Here is an 18,176-nt window from a genome sequence, read left to right as displayed (position 1 = left end):
TTGCTCTCTGCGGGTCAGTGAAAAGCTGCCATGGGACCTGCTGCCGGAAAGCCTCTGCATCACGCGCTTTCTGAGAAAACGGGGGGACGAAGGGATGCATTCCCTATTAATGCGATTATGGGAATGGCGTCGACTCGGGCACCTGATTCAGAGTGTCATCGTCGGCCTGACGGCGTTGTCGTGCGCCACTCTCCTCGCCGCGTCCCCTGGGCGAAAGCATGAGTCCGAGATGATCGGTTCGCCTGCCCTGCCCGGCAGGCGTGTGCCACCGCCGGAGTCCCGCGGGGCCGCGCGCCGCCTGGGAAGTCATGTACAGGCACGGGTTCTGATGCTCATTCAGGTCACCGCAACTCGTCCGGTCAAAGCAAGTCCCGTGACTGCCCGCGCATCCTGCCGGCCATCCACGTGCATGTCTCACGAGAGCCCTGCCGCACCCGTGCGGCCGCCAGGTGCGGTGATGGGCAGGTCGTGCCCCAGATCGTCAGAGTCAACCGCAACGCGCCCGCGGCCCACTCGGCGATCTCGATGGTTCCCGCGCATCGTCGGTGACGCGGCAGTGCTCTGCGCGCCAGGCGTTACCAGCAGCGATACCAACTCGCAGCCTGGCCACCGAAGTCCCTAGAACAATCTGCACCCCTGCGCCGTCCATCCGGCTTGCTCGCGTCGAGATCCCACGCACCCGTGGCGGCAGCCCATGGCGCACCCGGTTCCAAGCCCTTCTATCCGCGTGACCAGGACGCCGACCGCCGGCCGGATCCGACGGATCCGCTCGAAAGATAACGGAGTTCAGCAATGTCCGAGTCCACCACGCCCGACACGCGCGCCCGCACCAACCGGCCGTCCGACGCTTCCCGAGAGCGTGCGAGCGTTCAGACCTCCCTGGCCCCGGGAGCGGTCGATCTGCCCTCGCTCGTGCCGATCATGTTCACGTTCATGTTCCGGAACATCGCGAGCGACGGCTTCGTCTACAGCGACCCTCAGTCGCCGGGCGACGTTTCCCGCGACTCGAAGCCGGGTTGCATCATCGCCGCCCCGTCCTTCCCGGCCCTGACCCCCGGCATCGACGAGGACTACGTCTTCAACTGGGTGCGCGACGGGGCCATCACGGCCATGGAGGTGGCGAAGGCCCAGATGCCCGTGAGCCCGGGCGGGACGGTGCAGACGCTCAACGACTACGTGCAGTTCGCCGACCTCTGCCACTCCAACGCCCAGCCGACCAAGGGTCACGCCTGCTTCAACATCGCCGGCGACGCCCGCCCGTGGACCGAGCAGAACGACGGTCCGGCCCTGCAGACCATCACCATCCTGGCCGCCTACGACCAGCTCGACCTCGGCACCCAGAAGCGGGCGGTCGACCTGGTGAACTCGAACGTGTCCTTCCTCCTCGGCGTCTACAAGGACCCCACCACGAACCTGTGGGAGGAGCACAGCGGGTACAGCTTCTTCGCCCGGTCCGCCCAGCTGCGCTGCTTCGAGGAGATCAAAGCCTCGAAGATCGTCGGTATCAACAAGCCGACCGGACTCCGGCCCGCCATCGAGTGGCTGCGCCAGGCCCTCGCAGGCCACTGGGACGGAAGCAAGTACGTGAGCATGATGGCCGACCCCGGTAACGGAGACCAGCCATCGCCCCAGAACCCCGTCGTCAGCGGGTACGACCCGAACATCGACATCGTCCAGGCGGCCGTCTACGGCGCCGTTCCCGTCACCGACACCAAGATGCTGGCCACAGCGGCCCAGCTGCGCTCGCAGTGGGAAGAGGGCGGCATCGCCTTCTACCCGATCAACAAGTCGGACAAGGAACAGTTCGGCATCGGGCCGATGTTCGGCCGCTACCCGGGCGACGTCTACGACGGCGACACCGCGCACCCGATCCTCGGCGGCCACCCCTGGGCCCTCTCCACCTGCAACGTCGCCGAGCTGCACTACAAGCTGGCCACCGAGATCAAGTCGAGCGGCAAGGTCCCCGTGGACGACCTGTCCGCGCCCTTCTTCGCCCAGTCCGGCATCGACGCGTCGACGGCCCCTGCGGCAGCCGCCGCCGCCCTGACGGCCACCGGTGACGCCATGGTGATGGCCGTCATCTACCACAGCGACCACTTGGAGCTCTCCGAGCAGTTCGACGGCACCACCGGATACCAGCGCAGTGTCCGCAACCTGACGTGGAGTTACGCCGCCTACCTGTCCGCCATGCGAGCCCGGTCCGAGGCCGTGTGACCGTGGCCGACCGACCCGAATCCCGGCCGCCACGCCGGTCCCGGCTGCGCCTGGCAGAGGAGGAGTGACTGCCCCATGTACGCGAAGTTCCCTCACGGGGCGGCGAAGCGCACCGACCCCGCGGCGGCGGCCGAGGATCTCTACGACGCCGTCATCGTCGGCGGCGGGATTTCCGGCGCCCTCATCGCCGCACGGCTGAGCGACGCCGGCAGGAGAGTGCTGATACTCGAAGCGGGCCCGGCCGAGGACCTCACCCTGAGGGGCTACGAGAGCTACCTCGACCGGTTCTACTCGGCCAGCAGCAAAGACAACCAGGCCCCCTACCCGGCCATCGCCAACGCCCCGATGCCCCGCGGCACCGACGCCCGGCGCATCACCCCGGGTGCGCCCGACACCTCGGCCTACATCGTCCAGAGTGGACCCCTCGCCACGGACACCACCTATACGAGGGTCCTCGGCGGCACCACCATGCACTGGGAGGGCAAGACGCTGCGGATGCTGCCCGAGGACTTCCAGATGCGGACGCTCTACGGCGAGGGGACCGACTGGCCGCTCACCTACGAGGACCTCTCCCCGTACTACAACGAGGCCGAACGCGAGATCGGCGTCTCCGCCGACGTGGAGGACCAGGCCTACCTCGGGATCACCTTCGACGAGGGCTACGTATTCCCCATGAAGGGGCTGCCCCTGTCCTACCTGGACGAGGTGGTCGCCAAGGACCTCGACGGGATGCCGGTCGAACTCGACGGGGAGCAGCGAGAGCTGCGGGTCCGGCCGTTCCCGCAGGGCCGGAACGGAATACCCAACCCCGCCTACGACGGCGGGAAGGGCTATGTGCCGCAAGGAGCCGTGAGCACCTACCAGGTCGAGGTCGGCGAACGGTGCCAGGGCAACAACAACTGCGTGCCCATCTGCCCGGTGCAGGCCAAGTACAACGCCGGCAAGACCCTCGCCGTGGCCCTCCAGAGCGGCCGGGTCGACCTGGTGGCCCAGGCGGTGGCCTACAAGGTGCACATCGACGAGCACACGCGCCGGGTGACCGAGATCGAGTACCGCCGCTACGACCGGCCCGACAGCCCCGGCTTCACCACCATGCGAGCCCGCGGACGGCTGTTCATCCTGGCCGCCAACGCGGTGGAGAACCCCCGGCTGATGCTGGCCTCCGGCCTGCGCGGTTCGAGCGGCCTGATGGGGCGGAACTTCATGGACCACGCCTACCTGCTGGCGTGGGGCCTGCTGCCCGAGGTGGCCGGCACCTTCCGTGGCACGAACTGCACGGGCGGCATCACCGACCTGCGCGGGGGCCGCTTCCGCAGCCGCCAGGCGGCGTTCAGCGTCGACATCCACAACGACGGGTGGGGCTGGGCCCGGGGCGCGCCGATGACCGACCTGATCGACCTGGTGGACTCCGGTGGCCGTTACGGCGAGTCCCTCCGCCAGGGCCTGGTGGACCGGGTGTCCCGCCAGCTTCAGCTGGCGTTCATGGTCGAGGTCCCCGCCAACCCGAGCAACCGGGTCACCGTGAGCCCGGACTTCACCGACAAGCTGGGGAACATGCGGCCCATCCTCACCTACGACATCCCCGAATACACGATGCGGGGGGTGGCGTACGCCCGGCAGCTGTCGAAACGGATCTTCGCCCGCCTCGGGGCCGAGGACCACACCGCGTACGACCCGAACTTCTGGGGCTACGCCGTCCACGAGGGCGAGGGGTACGAGATCCGCGGGGGCAACCATCTCGCAGGCACCCATGTCATGGGCCGCGATCCGTCGACTTCGGTGGTCAACGCGGATCAGCGGTGCTGGGACTACGAGAACCTCTACATGGTCGGCGGGGGAAGCATGCCCACCGTGGGCACGTCGAACGTGACGCTCACCATCGCCGCCCTGTGCCTGCGCAGCAGCCGCGCCATGCTGGCCCAGCTCGACTCCGAGACCGCACCGATCGAGGTCACCTCGACCGGCGCCACCCAGCACCCATCTCAGGAGGCGGCCCGGTGACCGAGTCGACCATTGAGAACCGTGACGACCTGATCAACTACCTGCACGCGGCGATGGCGCTCGAGCACGCGACCATCCCCCCGTACCTGACCGCGTACTACTCCATACGTTCCACCACCAACTCCGACGCCGCCCACATCATCCGGGTGGCCGCGGTGGAGGAAATGCTGCACCTCACCCTCGTCGCCAACGTCCTGAACGCCATCGGCGGGAAGCCCGACCTGACCCGCCCCGGCTTCGTGCCGTCCTATCCGGCCTACCTTCCCGACGGGGAGGACGACTTCACCGTCGACCTGCGGCCCTTCTCCCCCGAAGCGGTGGAGACGTTCTGCAAGATCGAGCGGCCGGGCAGGGCCCCCAGCACCGACTCACGGCTGGTGAAGACATCGGACGGCGGGACTCCGCTCCTGGTCTCCAGCCCGACGGCCGAGGGGCTGCACTTCTACAGCATCGGCGAGTTCTACGAGGAGATCATCGAAGGACTCGAGAAGGTGGCGGCCGGCGACCCCGGGCTCTTCTGCGGGGATCCGGCCTTGCAGGTGGGGCCCGAGTACTTCTACTCCGGCGGCGGGGGGATGATCGTCGTCTCCGACCTGGAATCGGCCCAGCGGGCGCTCAGCTTCATCGCCGCCCAGGGCGAGGGCCTCGATTCGGGCATCTACGACGCGGACGGGGAGCTGGCCCACTACTACCGGTTCCGGCAGCTGCAGCTCGGGCGCTACTACCAGGTCGGCGACCGCCCCGATGCACCTTCGGGGCCCCCACTGAGCATCTCCTGGGACGATGTGTACAAGGTGAAGGTGAGTGTCCGGCTGGCCGACTACCCGGCGGGATCGGAACTCGCCCGTGTCGCCCGGGACTTCAATGCCGACTACGGGGCCTTCCTCGCCCTGCTCACCAAGGCGTTCAACGGGCAGCCAGGCCTCTTGCAGGAGGCTGTCTGCGACATGTTCCGCCTGCGCGACGGGTTCAACCGGCTGATACGCAACCCCCTGCCGGGCAGCGACGGCCTGCACGCCGCACCCACCTTCGAGATTCCGGCCGCGGTCGGGTCCGATCCGCAGCCCTCACCGGGTGCCGGCGGGACAACCGGGGCGGTGACGCGATGACCGCCCCGTCGTTCGAGGAGTTCCTCTTCCTGTCGGTCGACCTCACCGCCTTCGAGGAGACAGATCTGCTCGGCACCGGCATGGCCCACACATATCTGGCGAAAGTCCGGGCCGCCTGCGGCGACGAGGTCGTCACCGCCCTCCTGCACGCCCACCGGGCAGCCCGGGCCGACGCGGCCGGTGACGCCGGAAGCCATGCCCGCACCCCGCTCGACCAGGATCTGTTCGACCGGGCCCTGCGCCACCGGATCTTCAGCGACGACCGGCTCGGCCCGGTGGCTCGCAATGTCATCAAGCTCTGGTACGCCGGGATGTGGTACGCGCTGCCACCCGAGTGGATCGACCGCTACGGGGCCCGTACGTCGGCCGAAACCTCCACGGTTACCGCCGCCTCCTACCAGGAGGGGCTGCTGTGGCGGGCCATAGGGGCCAATCCTCCAGGTGCCAAGGCACCCGGATACGGCTCCTGGGCCCAGCCACCCCGCATCGCGGACCGCTACCTGAAAGGGGCGACACGATGACAGATTTGGCTGCCCGCCTCAGCCCGGACAAGGTGAAGCTCGGCGTCTGCTGCACCCTGTGGTGGAACGACGACTTCCCCACCATCGACGCCGGTATCTCCTTCGGCCAGGCCGTGAGCGAGATGGCGCTCGCCGGCTTCCAGGGCTGCAGCATCGGGCACAAGTACCCCTCGGACGCTGCCGAGCTCAAGGCCGCCCTCGATCTCCGCGGCCTGCGGGTGTCCGAGCCCTGGACGAGCACGTACTTCACGATCGGCAAGATGCGGCAGAAGACGATCGCCGCTTTCGAGGAGACGCTGGCCCATATCAAGGCGCTGGGCGGGACCGAGCTGGTCGTGGCCGAGTTCGGCGCTTCGTCGCACCTGCTTCCCGTTGACGTGTTCGCCAACCGCCCGGTTTTCACCAACGCCCAGTGGGACGCCTTGACGTCCGGCCTGAACGAGCTGGGTAAGGTCGCCAGTTCGGCGGGGATGAAGCTCAGCTATCACCACCACATGGGCACCGGCGTCATGACCCGGGCCGACATCGACCGGCTGATGGCTTCGACCGACCCGGACCTGGTGCACCTGCTGCTCGACACCGGCCACATGGCCTTCGCCGGCGACGATCCGCTGGCCCTGGTCCGGGCCTACGCCGACCGCATCGGTCACGTCCACATGAAGAGCATCCGGCCCGAGATCGTGAGCCGGGTGCGTGAAGAAGGCCTGTCGTTCCAGGAGGGCGTCGAGCTCGGCGTCTTCACCGTGCCCGGAGACGGTGCGATCGACTTCCGGCCCATCCTCGAAGTGCTGGCCGAGGCCGATTACCAGGGGTGGCTGGTCGTGGAAGCCGAGCAGGATCCGAACAAGGCCAACCCTCTCGAGTACGCCAAGAAGGCCCGCGCCTACCTCGCCGACGTCCTGGGCTGGTGACGATGAACAACGTGACATTGGCGCGGGGCTTCCAACCGAACGTCGAGCGGGACGTGTACTTCAGCTTCTTCATGTTCACGGCCGATCTGCGTCCGCAGGACACCCGCTACACCCAGATCCTGATCACCCATCTGAAGGCCCTGACCGAAATGGGCTACGCCGGCTTCGACGTGCATATCGCCGCCCGGCCCGCGACCGTCGACCACAAGCTCGAGCTCGACAGCTACATCGGCTTGCGGAAGGCCTTCGACCAGGCGGGCCTGCGGGAGGTCAGGTTCACCACCAACGTCGGGACCACGCGGACCTTCGACCCGACCTCGCCCTACGGGGAGCAGCGTGCACAGGCCCTCTCCTATCTGAAGTCGCGCGTCGACATCACCCGGGCCCTGGGCGGCGGCGACACGATCATGTCGGGTCCGTTCCTCTACCCCTACGGCGTCTTCCCGCTCACGGACGACGGTGAGCCGCTGTGGAGCGACGACCTCCAGGAGTGGATGAAGCCGCGCTTTCACGCGGCCCGTGGAGTCTTCGAGGAGCTGTCGGAGTACGCCGCGGCCCGGGAGGTGAAGCTCGCCATCGAGCCCGTGAAGAGCTGGGAGACTCCCCCGCCCAACATGGTCTCGGAGGTCCTCGACTTCCTCGAGGGGCTCGAACACCCGCAGGGCGGCGTGACGATCGACACCGCGCAGGTCCTGATGGAAAGCCAGGGTCCTTCGGTCTTCCGGAACAACATCGCGCGGGCCGTGCGGCAGAACCGGCTGCACTACGTCCATATCTCGGCGCCGGACCGGGGCGCGGTGAAGGACAGCTGGATTCCGTGGGACCTCGTGCGCAGCGAGGTCGAGCCGGTGTACCGCGGGCCGTATCTGATCGAGGTGTTCAACGCGATCCCGCCGTTCGTCAGCTCGATGCGGATGGCGCGCAGGCGCTTCTGGCGGCCCGGCGAGGACGCGCCGGTGCGGGGCGCGGACAGCGCCTACGACGTCGCAAAAGCGGCGCTGGAGGAACTCAACACGCGCATCGCCGCATAGCCCCGCCCGTTTCTCGTCCAGTCCCTATCGGGGAGGTCCCGGATGCCGGCTCAGATGTCGGACCCCATCGTCATGGTCGTGAAAAAGGCGGGCGACGTCCGTATTCACACCTTCGTTTCCTCTTTCAGCGACGGCAACATCGCGAACGCGACGCACATCGTCGAGTCCAGAAACTGCCTCGTACTCGTGGATGGACAGTTCCTCGCCCCTTATGCGAGGGAGTTCAGGGCGTACACCGACAGCCTGCGCAAGCCGATCGACCGGCTGTATCTGTCCCACCGGCACCCCGACCACTGGTTCGGCCTGGGCGCCGCGTTCCGCGACGTCACGGTCTACGCGCTCTCCGAGACCATGACCTTCATCCACGAGCACGGGGAGGAGTCGCTCAGCGACCACTGGAAGCTCGGTGGTCTCGTCCCGGAGCACATCGTCGTCCCCAAGCAGGTCGCCAGTCCCGGGCAGGAGACGATCGACGGGGTCCGTTACGTCCTGGACCGGGTGACGGACACCGAGACCGACTTCCACCTCACCCTCGGGCTTCCCGAACTGGGGGTGTACTTCGCCCAGGACCTGCTCTACAGCGGCACCCATCTGTATCTGACACCACACCTGGGCCACTGGATCCGGGTGCTGCAGGACCTGCTGGTGTCGGAGTACGAGCTCTTCCTGCCGGGCCACGGCCTTCCCGCCGACAAGAACGAGGTCGCCCGCAACATCGAGTACCTCTCGGCGGCCCGTGAGGCCGTAGGCGACGGCCTTACGGGCGCCGCCTTCAAGGACTTCCTGCTGCAGCGGTATCCGGAGCGCAAGTGCCCGGGCATCTTCGACATCTACCTGCCCCGGCTGTTCGGCGGTGCAAGCGAATACTGACCACTGATCACAGAGGAGTTACACCATGGCAGAGCGCTGCACGGTCGGGCAGTACCTGATTGACCGGCTCCACCAGTTGGGCCTTGACCACCTGTTCGCCATCGCGGGCGACTACTCCATCGACTGGCTGAACCGGTATGTCGCGCCGAGCAGCGTCGAGGTCATCGAGGAAGTCAACGAGGTCAACGCCGGCTATGCGGCGGACGGATACGCGCGGCTGAAGGGCATCGGGGCCCTCTGCGTCACCTACTCCGCCGGCGCGCTGTGTGCCGTGAACGCCGTCGCCGGCGCCTACGTCGAGCAGGTGCCGCTCGTGCTGATCAACGGCACGCCGAGCATCAAGAAGACCATCACCTTCGAGCAGACCGGTTTCATCGCGCACCACTTCATCACCGGGCGGGAGACCGACCTCCAGTCCTTCGAGCACATCACGGCCGCGGCCATCCGGATCGACACCCCGGAGCTCGCGCCGGGCCTGATCGACCACGCGCTGAGCACGTGCATCACCCAGCGCCGCCCGATCTACATCGAACTGCTCCAGGACATGGTCGACCTCGAGTGCGAGCCGCCCAGGGGCGCCCTCAAGCCGGCCAAGCCCCTGTCGGACCGGGACAGCCTGACTCAGTCGGTCGCCCAGATCCGCGCGAGGCTCGAAACCGCCGAGAACCCTCTCATCTGGGTGGGTCCTGAAGTCGACCGGTTCGGCCTGCAGGACAAGGCCGCGCGCCTGATCCAGCAGCTGAACATCCCCTTCGTAACGGAACTCCTCAGCAAGTCCGTCCTCTCCGAGGACGATCTGCTGTTCGCCGGCGTGCTCGACGGCCAGGCCTCGTCCGAGGCTGTCACGGAGCTGGTTGCCGCCTCCGACTTCGTGCTTGCCCTGGGCGTGTGGCTGACGGACATCAACTCCCTTGGCTGGGAGCCGGATTACGACAAGACTGCCTTCGCCTCGTTCGACGCGGTCAAGCTCGGCACCTTCTTCGGCGGGCATGTAGCCCTTGAACACCTGATAAGCGGCATTCTGGCGGAGAAGATCACGCCCAAGTCCCGGAAGCTCCCGGAGCGTCCCGCACGCAGCGCACCTGCCATGAGTCCCTCCGAGATCATCACGTACCAGGGGTTCTACGAGTTCATCCAGCGGTACGTCGACCGGAACACCGTCATCAGCAGCGACGCGAGCATGAACTATTTCGGGAGCCTGCTGCTCGATGTGCCCGCCCCGGGAGGGTTCATCGTTCAGTCGTCGTACTCCTCGATCGGCTACAGCGCGGCGGCCGCGACGGGTATCTGCCTGGCGAAGAAGCCCAATCAAAGGGTGATGGTGTTCTCGGGGGACGGCGGCTTCCAGATGACCGCCCAATGTCTCTCGACGCAGACCAGATTCCAGCTCAATCCCATCATCTTCGTCATCGACAACGGCGTTTACGCCGTGGAGCAGTGGCTCGCCGATGCGGGGGTATTCCACTCCGACCAGCCATTCTACAAGCCCTGCGTGCTGCACCGGTGGAATTACAGCATGCTGGCAGAGGTCTTCGGTTGCCGGGGATGGGAAGTCGGCACGTACGGAGAGCTGAGTAATGCCGTGACGGGCGCACTGGAGAACTCGAGCAGCCCGTCCATCATCCAGGTGCGAGTGCCTGACAAAACGATCCCCGACAATGCGAAGTGGAAGACTCAGTAGCAGGACAAACAAGGAGGCAAGAACAATGCCGACGAAGATCACTGCAATCTACGAGAACCCGAAATCCCCCGCCGCTTTCGAAGCCGGTCACGACGAGCAGATCGCGCTTGCGAAGAAGATCCCCGGTGTCAATAGGATCGAGAGCTCGAAGGTCTGGCCGAAGGAAGACGGCAGCGCGACGCCGGCCTATCGCGTACTCGACATGTACTTCACCGACTACGACGCAGCCAGCCGGGCGGTGACGACCGAAGAGGCATCGGCATTTGTCTCCAAGGCTTTCGAGCTGGCAACTGGCGGCGTGCGGCTCCTCTTCACAGATGTCGAGGACGTCTGACCTCGAATCTTCCGAGGCGTGACGTCCTCGCCGTGAGCGGCTGGCTGCCCTATATGCCCGCGCCGTGACAGGGGCTGGGCCGAGGCCCTGTAGGCCAGCGGGAGCCCGCTCTCGGACCAGGGCTGATGCGTTCTCAGCTGGCGGCATGAGCTGGGAACGTGTCAGCCCTGACCGGATATCGTCCGGTACCTCATCCGCTAGACGTTGTCCCGTGCGGGGCGTGAGCCATCCGGTAAGAGCCAGGCTGTGGAGCCGACCAATGTCGAGCATGGCGCCTGGCGGTGGACGGCATTCCCTGCTTCCTGCCGTGGGCTGAGGTGCGTCTGACCTCGCCGTTTGCGGTGCGGGACGAGCAGGTCGGCGCCTTGCTGTCCGGGTAACTGCCGTCCGAGCATGTCGGCGACCACGTCCCACTGGGTGCGGACGGCCGTGGCGGGGTGGTCGGCGCGAAGATGGTGCGGATCGTTGCCGCACTCCGCGGAGCGGGAAACCGCGTCTGCGCGCGCCCCGTGCTCGGGACGGTGCGCAACAGTCGCCTGTTTTGGCAGCCGACCACTGGCACATGTAGCCCATCCCGGTCGAAAACCGCCCAAGCGCATCGCTCCCGCTCTGAACGCCCGCCGAACTGCCCGATGTTCTGGCTGATCGATCCCATGGATGTCGATGCCGACAACGGCGGGTGTGGACGACGCGAAGGCATCGAGAGCTGGGACCGGACGCTCAACTCCCCAGCAGCGCAAGGTTGTCGGCGCTGGCGCGCTTTACTGCATCGGCAACTGCAAAGGGGCCTCGCTGACTTATTGGCGTTTGCTCCCTTCTGACTTGTTGATGGTGATTCATTACATAAGAAGGCAAGTGTCACAATCTTCATTCAAATTCTTCCAAGAGTTGGCAAAGTGCCACCAGGGCTCGCTTATCACTCTCTAAAGAGGGCGTCAACAAGTGGACAACTTGCCCAAAGGGCCCGTTCTGGCGGCCCTCGTGCCGTGATTTGCCGACGCCGACCCGCCGCGAAGATTCGCATCCGGGGCTCTGGCCTCAGCATTAGGCCATTCCTTGACCATTCCTTGGTCTTGGTAAAGCGGGTCGGGTGAAGGTGTGTGGATGATTGCCGCGCACTTTGCATGCGTGCACGCACACTCTGTTCCATTCCTGATCACGGAGCTCGTTGATGAGTCACGGACGCCCAAGACCCTGGGCGCGAACGCCGGGTCTGTTCAGACCCGCCCCCACGCGGACGGCCCGCCTGCGCCGCATAGCCGCGGGGGTCTCCTTCATGCTGGCGGCCGAAGCCGCGCTGATCGCCGGGTCGGCGGGTACCACCGCCGCCCTGGTACCCGCGAACCTCGGGCAGGCCGCTCGCACGCCCGCCCACCCGTCGCCGCAGAAGCCGGTGGACGGCCCGTCGGCGGTCGCCGACGCCGGCTCGGCACGGCTGCAGGCCCGCCTGCAGCAGCGGAAGATCGAGGTGCTGTCGGAGCGCAGCGCCGACTCGACGACGTACGCGCTGCCCAACGGCCAGCTGCAGACGGTCACTTACGCCAGCCCGATCCGAGTGAAGCGCGACGGCGAGTGGCGGGATGTCAACACGGCGCTGACCGACTCCGGTCCGCACCTGACTCCCCGGTCGGCAGCCGCGGACATCGCGGTCTCCGACGGCGGTGACACGACGCTGGCATCCGTGTCCAAGGGTGCCAAGTCCTTCGGCCTTGGTTGGGAGAAGAAGCTCCCCACCCCGAAGGTGAAGAACAACACCGCCTCCTACGACCTGGGCAGCGGGCAGACCCTGACGGTCACCGCGCTGGCCCAGGGCTTCTCGCAGAACGTGGTCCTGGACCACCGGCCGGACGGCCCCGTCTCCTACCGGATTCCGCTGAACCTGGACGAGCTGAAGCTCTCCCAGGCCGCTTCCGGCCACCTGCTGCTGAAGGACTCCGCCGGCAAGCTGGTCGCCGAGGCGCCGGCCCCGATGATGTGGGACTCCAGCAGGAACAAGGTCTCCGGCGAGCCGCAGCGGCAGGCGAGGGTCGCCACGAAGATCGAGACCGCCGATGACGGCAAGCAGACGCTGGTGCTGTCCCCGAAGGCGGACTTCCTGGCCACCGCCGCCTACCCGGTGACGGTGGACCCGACCTCCACGCTCGCGGTCACGACCGACACCTGGGTGCAGACTCCGGACTACCTCGACTCGCAGGTCTCGTCGACCGAGCTGAAGTCCGGCACATACGACGGTGGCGCGGACGTGGCCCGCTCGTACCTGAAGTTCGATGTGACCCCGTACAAGGGCAAGCACATCACCGACACCAACCTGGCGCTGTACTCGTACTACTCCTCGACCTGCGCCACGACGGGTGCGGGTACGCAGGTACGGCGAGTCACCTCCGACTGGTCCTCCTCCACCGTGACGTGGGGTACGCAGCCGTCGACCACCACCACGGACGCGAAGACCAATACCGCTGCGCTGGGCTACAGCTCCTCCTGCCCCGCGGGCACGATGAACTTCGACATCGACGCCATCGTGCAGGCATGGGCCAACGGCTCGGCCAACTACGGCCTGCAGGTCCGCGGCGCGAACGAGACCGACACCCTGACCTGGCGCCGGTTCCGCTCGGCGAACTACATCTCCGGTGACAACTCGGTCGAGCCGCACCTGACCGTCACGTACAACTCCTACGGCACCACCTCCTCCGCGGCGATCTCGCCGAGTGTGGTGAACGCCTACAACGGCAAGCGGTACGTGACGTCGCTGACCCCAGCGCTCTCGGCGAAGGTCACCGACGCGGACGGCGGCAACACCCAGGCCCAGTTCGAGATCACCCCCGATCCCGCGTACGCGGACACCACCTACACCTACACCGCCTACGGCAAGTCGGTGGCTTCCGGCTCCACCTCGACCCTGACGATCCCGTCCGGCTCCGCCTTCCCCGCGGGCGCGCACCTGCGCTACCGAGTGCGCGCCTACGACGGCACCGACTACGGGTCCTGGTCCGGCTACTCCACCTTCGTCCTGAACACCGGCCTGCCGGTGGCTCCCACGGTGACGTGCGCCACCTACGGCCCGAACACCTGGACGCCCAAGGCCAGCGGGTCGGTGACCTGCACGCTGGACACCACCTCCACCGACGGCCAGGGCTTCTACTGGGGCCTGGACGATCCGGCCACCCCCAAGCGGGTGGACGACACCACCGACGGCAGCGGCGGCGACCCGCTGACGATCTCCATCAGCCCCGCCGACGGTTGGCACACCCTGTACGCCAAGACCGTCGACTCCGGTGGCAACCTGTCCACCGCGGCCACCAAGTACTCCTTCGGAGTCGGTGCCGACGGCGCCGCCCTGCTCGCGCCAGGCGACGGAGACCGGCCCGCGCGCCGGGTCGCCCTGGTCGCCACCGGCAAGCCGACCTACACCGGCGTGACCTACCAGTACCGGCGCGGTGAGACCGACACCTGGCACACCGTGCCGCTCGCGGACGTGACGCGCAACGCCGACGGCTCTCCCGTCGCCTCGTGGCCGCTGGCCGCGACGAACGGCGCCCCGCCGGCCCTGACCTGGAACATCACCAGCAGTCTGGCCGAGGACGGACCGGTCGACCTGCGCGCGGCCTTCACCGACGGCACCATCACCGGCTACTCGCCGGTGAACACGGTCGTCGTCGACCGCACCGCCGGTACCGCCCCGTCCCAGGAGGTGGGACCCGGTCAGGTGAACCAGCTGACGGGCGACTTCCAGCTCTCCGCCGTCGACGCCTCGGGCTTCGGTCTGACCGTCGGCCGTATGGCCTCTTCGCGTCGCCCCACCGCAGGGGCGGATGCCGAGGGACAGGCGGCGATCTTCGGACCGCAGTGGACGTCGGGCACCATGGCGGAAGCCTCGGACTCCCTCTGGCTCTACGTGCGCAAGACGTCCGCGACCTCCGTCGCGATCATCGACGCCCACGGCGAGCAGACCGGTTTCACCGCCACCACCGCCAACGGCTGGAAGGCCGAACCCGGTGCCGGGGATCTCACCCTCACCGGGTCGCTGAGCGGCTCCTTCACGCTCAAGGAGACCGACGGCACCACGACGACCTTCGCCAAGGTCGACCCGGCCGCCACCACGTGGCAGGCCGCCACCACCTACAAGCCGTCCGACAACACCACCACCACGGTGGTCTCGGAGAAGGTGATCTCGGGGAGCACCACCCTCGCCCGCCCCAAGATGGTGATCGCACCCACGTCCGCGGTGACGGCCGGCACCTGTGCGGCGACGCCGTCGACCAAGGGCTGTCGTGCCCTGGAGTTCGTCTACGCCACCTCCACCACCGCGACCAGCGGTGTCTTCGGTGACTACAGCGGCCGGGTCAAGGAGGTCCGCCTGTGGTCCACCGCCCCGGGTGCCGCGAGTGCCACGTCGAAGACCGTGCAGTCCTACGCCTACGACGACACCGGCCGGCTGCGGCAGGCCTGGAACCCGCAGATCACCCCGTCGCTGAAGACGGAGTACGCTTACGACACCGATGGCCGGGTCAACCAGGTCACCGAACCCGGCAAGCTGCCCTGGACCATCACCTACGGCAAGGCGGGCAACGCCGCAACCGCCGGTGACGGCATGCTGCTGAAGGTCGCGAGGCCCACCCTCACGCCCGGCAGCAAGACCGCGACCAACGGCACCGCCACCACCAGCGTCGTCTACGACGTCCCGCTGACCGGCACCAATGCCCCGTACGCCATGGGCACGAGCGACGTGGCCGCCTGGGGGCAGACCGACGTTCCCACCGACGCGACCGCGGTGTTCCCGTCCGATGCCGTGCCCGCCTCCAACAGCGGCACGTCCTTGACCGCGGGAAGCTACGCCCGCGCCACCGTCTCCTACATCGACGCCTCGGGCCGTCAGGTCAACACCGCCAGCCCGGGCGGACACATCGGTGCCGCCGAGTTCGACCGGTTCGGCAACGTCGTCCGCGAGCTGACGGCGGGCAACCGGGAGCTGGCGCTCGCCACCTCCGGGCCCGCTCTCGACACGCTGACGCGGCTCGGTCTGAACGGCCAGTCGACCGCCGACCGCGCCAAGCAGCTGTCCACGACGTCCGTGTACTCGACGGACGGACAACTGCAGACCGAGGAGTTCGGCCCGCTCCGGCTGATCACCCTGGGGCAGCCGCTGGCCGCCGGTGCCGGAGGCACTTCCCTCGCGGCCGGTACGGAGATCCCCGCGCGCAAGCACACCGTCAACACCTATGACGAGGGCCGTCCCACCGACGGCAGCGCCACCGCCTCCGGCCTGATCACCACCACCCGGGTGGGTGCCTACGTCGACGGCTACCCCGCAGACGGCGATGTGCGGACCACCGCGACCGCGTACGACTGGGCCAAGGGCCTGGCGACGTCCACCTCGGACGACCCCAGCGGGCTCAACATCACCAAGCGGACCACGTACGACGCCTCCGGTCGCGTGATCAAGGTCCGGAAGCCGATGTCCAGCGGCACCGACGCGGGCACGACCGTGACCACCTACTGGTCCGGTACCGGCACCGGCGCGTGCGCCGGGCGACCGGAATGGGCCGACCTGGTCTGCTCGGTGGGACCGGCGGGGAACGTCACCAACACCGGTACCAACCCCACCGAACTGCCCACCACGACCACCGAGTACGACTGGTGGGGGAACCCGGCCAAGGTCACCCGCACCGCCAACGGAACGACCAGCACCACCACCACGACCTATGACAGTGCCGGACGCGTGGTCCAGGTCTCCGTCACGGGCGGCGGGGACGCCGTCCCCGACACCACCACCACCTACGACAGCAAGACGGGCAGCATCGCCAGTGTGACCGCAAGCGGTCACACCATCGCCCACGAGTACGACGACCTGGGCCGCGAAGTCACCTACAACGACGGAGCGGGCAACACCACGGCGCGGGAGTACGACGCCCTCGACCGCCTGACCCAGGCAACCGACTCGGCGCCGTCCACCATCACATACACGTATGACACGGCGAAGGACCCCCGCGGGCTCGTCACGTCCCTCACCGACTCGCAGGCCGGCACCGTCTCCGGCACCTACGACGCGAACGGCAACCTCGAAAGCGAGACGTTCCCGAACAACTACCAGCTCAGCGTCGCCCGGGACGCCACCGAGGCCGAAACGGCCCGCACCTACACCAACACCCTCGACCAGACCGTGCCGGTGGCGGACATCGCCGCCTACACCGTGCACGAGGAGAGGGCGAACCGGGCCCACACCGCGGGCGCCACGGTGCCGTCGTCCTTCCAGTACGACGCGGCCGGCCAGCCGACCCGCGTGGACACCGCCGATGACACGTCGTGCACACGAAAGGCCGACGAGTACAACGGCAACAGCGACCTGGTCAAGCAGACGACGTACACCGCCGACTGTGCGACCATCGACTCGGCCACCGGCAGCGCCCAGACGTTCGCCTTCGACAGCGCCGACCGGCCCGTCGACTCCGGCTACACCTATGACGCCTTCAGCCGCGGCCTCACCCGCCCGGACGGAAGCAGCCAGAAGTACTTCGCCAACGGCGCCACCAGCCAGGAAACCGCCAACGGCACCCGCAAGACGTGGCAACTGGACGCCGAGAACCGGCCTGCGTCGTCGTCGGACGAGCAGCAGAACCCGGACGCCACGTGGAGCCTCATCGGCGAGACCGTCAACCACTACGCCGAGGAGGGGGGCGAGCCGACCTGGGAGACCAGTGCCGCGGGGCTCACCCGAAACGTGTACGACCTTGACGATCGCATCGCGGTGACCACCGACAGCGACGGGGGACTGCTCCAGCTGACCGACCTGGACGGCGAGGTCGCGGCGCAGATCCCGCTCCCGGTGCAGAGCACCGGGGCCAGCACGATGTCCGCGGTCGGGTCCACCTCTCTGGGCAGCTTCACCTACCAGTGGGACGGATTCACCCTCAGCGTTCCCCTCGGCTGTTTCTTCACCCACAGCATCAACGGCTCGGGGCGGCACATCAACTGGGAGCTGGCCGGCGTCGACTGTGCCGGTCTCGGGGCCTTCTCCAAGTTCTGCAACACGAGGATCGACTACGCCTACGCCGACACGAACAACCACACCTACAGCACCAGCAGGGGCAAGACGCACTACACCTGCTACACGGGTTACGTACCCACGCGCTACGCCCCCGGTAACCGGTACCTTCCGCACTACGGCAAGGCATGCGCGAAGCTCTACATCAACGGGTCCCGGAGAGCGGCACAATGCCACTACATCACCAGGTGAACCGGCAGGATGACGACCGGCCGACCATGGGAATGTGGCTGGCCGAGATCGCGGTCTTCCTTGTCGCCTCGGCGGTGACGTTCATCGTGTGCCTGGCGGTCATCGGCCGCCCGGTCACGCTGGACGCCGGGACCACCGCCCTGCTGATCGCCGTATCAGCGGGCGTGGGTGTCCTCGTCAGTGGCCGCTTCAGGTCTTGGGGACTGCGCCGCAAGAAGCACTAGTCCCTCGGAACCACCCGCTGCCGCCGGCCGGCCGACGTCTCGGCCGGCC

General features: G+C 67.5%; 11 protein-coding genes and 1 pseudogene. 11 read left to right on the top strand and 1 reads right to left on the bottom strand.

What is annotated here, in order from left to right:
- The first annotated feature begins 792 nt into the window (after positions 1–792).
- The 9 genes from ACWC0C_RS44790 (at position 793) to ACWC0C_RS44750 (ending at position 10,672) form a co-directional block, all read left to right on the top strand.
- Positions 793–2,214, top strand: coding sequence for a glycoside hydrolase family 15 protein (locus ACWC0C_RS44790; protein ID WP_450870679.1), 1,422 nt, complete (start codon positions 793–795; stop codon positions 2,212–2,214).
- 75 nt (positions 2,215–2,289) lie between these two features.
- On the top strand, positions 2,290–4,215 hold the full coding sequence (locus ACWC0C_RS44785; protein ID WP_450870678.1) for a GMC family oxidoreductase: 1,926 nt from the start codon (positions 2,290–2,292) through the stop codon (positions 4,213–4,215).
- The gene (locus ACWC0C_RS44780; RefSeq protein WP_450870676.1) at positions 4,212–5,324 is read left to right on the top strand and encodes a ferritin-like domain-containing protein; all 1,113 of its coding nucleotides are present in this window, start codon (positions 4,212–4,214) and stop codon (positions 5,322–5,324) included. Before ACWC0C_RS44785 ends, ACWC0C_RS44780 begins: the two co-directional genes overlap by 4 nt.
- Positions 5,321–5,845: a hypothetical protein gene (locus tag ACWC0C_RS44775; protein ID WP_449199959.1), complete on the top strand. Its 525-nt coding sequence runs from the start codon at positions 5,321–5,323 to the stop codon at positions 5,843–5,845. The genes ACWC0C_RS44780 and ACWC0C_RS44775 overlap by 4 nt, the downstream gene beginning before the upstream one ends.
- Positions 5,842–6,756, top strand: coding sequence for a myo-inosose-2 dehydratase (gene iolE / locus ACWC0C_RS44770; protein WP_450870674.1), 915 nt, complete (start codon positions 5,842–5,844; stop codon positions 6,754–6,756). The genes ACWC0C_RS44775 and iolE overlap by 4 nt, the downstream gene beginning before the upstream one ends.
- A gap of 11 nt (positions 6,757–6,767) precedes the next feature.
- Positions 6,768–7,787: a TIM barrel protein gene (locus ACWC0C_RS44765; RefSeq protein ID WP_450870672.1), complete on the top strand. Its 1,020-nt coding sequence runs from the start codon at positions 6,768–6,770 to the stop codon at positions 7,785–7,787.
- 42 nt (positions 7,788–7,829) lie between these two features.
- A complete protein-coding gene (locus ACWC0C_RS44760; protein ID WP_450870671.1) occupies positions 7,830–8,657 on the top strand; it encodes an MBL fold metallo-hydrolase in 828 nt (275 codons plus the stop codon).
- Between the two features lie 25 nt (positions 8,658–8,682).
- A complete protein-coding gene (locus tag ACWC0C_RS44755) occupies positions 8,683–10,338 on the top strand; it encodes an alpha-keto acid decarboxylase family protein (protein ID WP_450870669.1) in 1,656 nt (551 codons plus the stop codon).
- 25 nt (positions 10,339–10,363) lie between these two features.
- Positions 10,364–10,672 carry an EthD family reductase gene (locus ACWC0C_RS44750; RefSeq protein WP_449199964.1) on the top strand — a complete coding sequence of 103 codons (309 nt, stop codon included), beginning with the start codon at positions 10,364–10,366 and terminating at the stop codon, positions 10,670–10,672.
- 272 nt (positions 10,673–10,944) lie between these two features.
- Here the strand turns inward: ACWC0C_RS44750 and ACWC0C_RS44745 are convergent.
- Positions 10,945–11,046: pseudogene (locus ACWC0C_RS44745) on the bottom strand (IS5/IS1182 family transposase); the annotation flags it as partial.
- A gap of 902 nt (positions 11,047–11,948) precedes the next feature.
- Between ACWC0C_RS44745 and ACWC0C_RS44740 the strand changes: the two are divergent.
- Entirely contained in the window at positions 11,949–17,903 is a 5,955-nt protein-coding gene (locus ACWC0C_RS44740; protein ID WP_450870667.1) for a DNRLRE domain-containing protein, read from the top strand.
- Entirely contained in the window at positions 17,900–18,127 is a 228-nt protein-coding gene (locus tag ACWC0C_RS44735; protein ID WP_450870666.1) for a hypothetical protein, read from the top strand. Before ACWC0C_RS44740 ends, ACWC0C_RS44735 begins: the two co-directional genes overlap by 4 nt.
- Positions 18,128–18,176: the final 49 nt, after the last annotated feature.

Source organism: Streptomyces sp. NPDC001709, assembly GCF_053596375.1.
The sequence above is the reverse complement of the archived record's forward strand: the minus strand, read 5'-3'. Positions and strand labels throughout refer to the sequence as shown.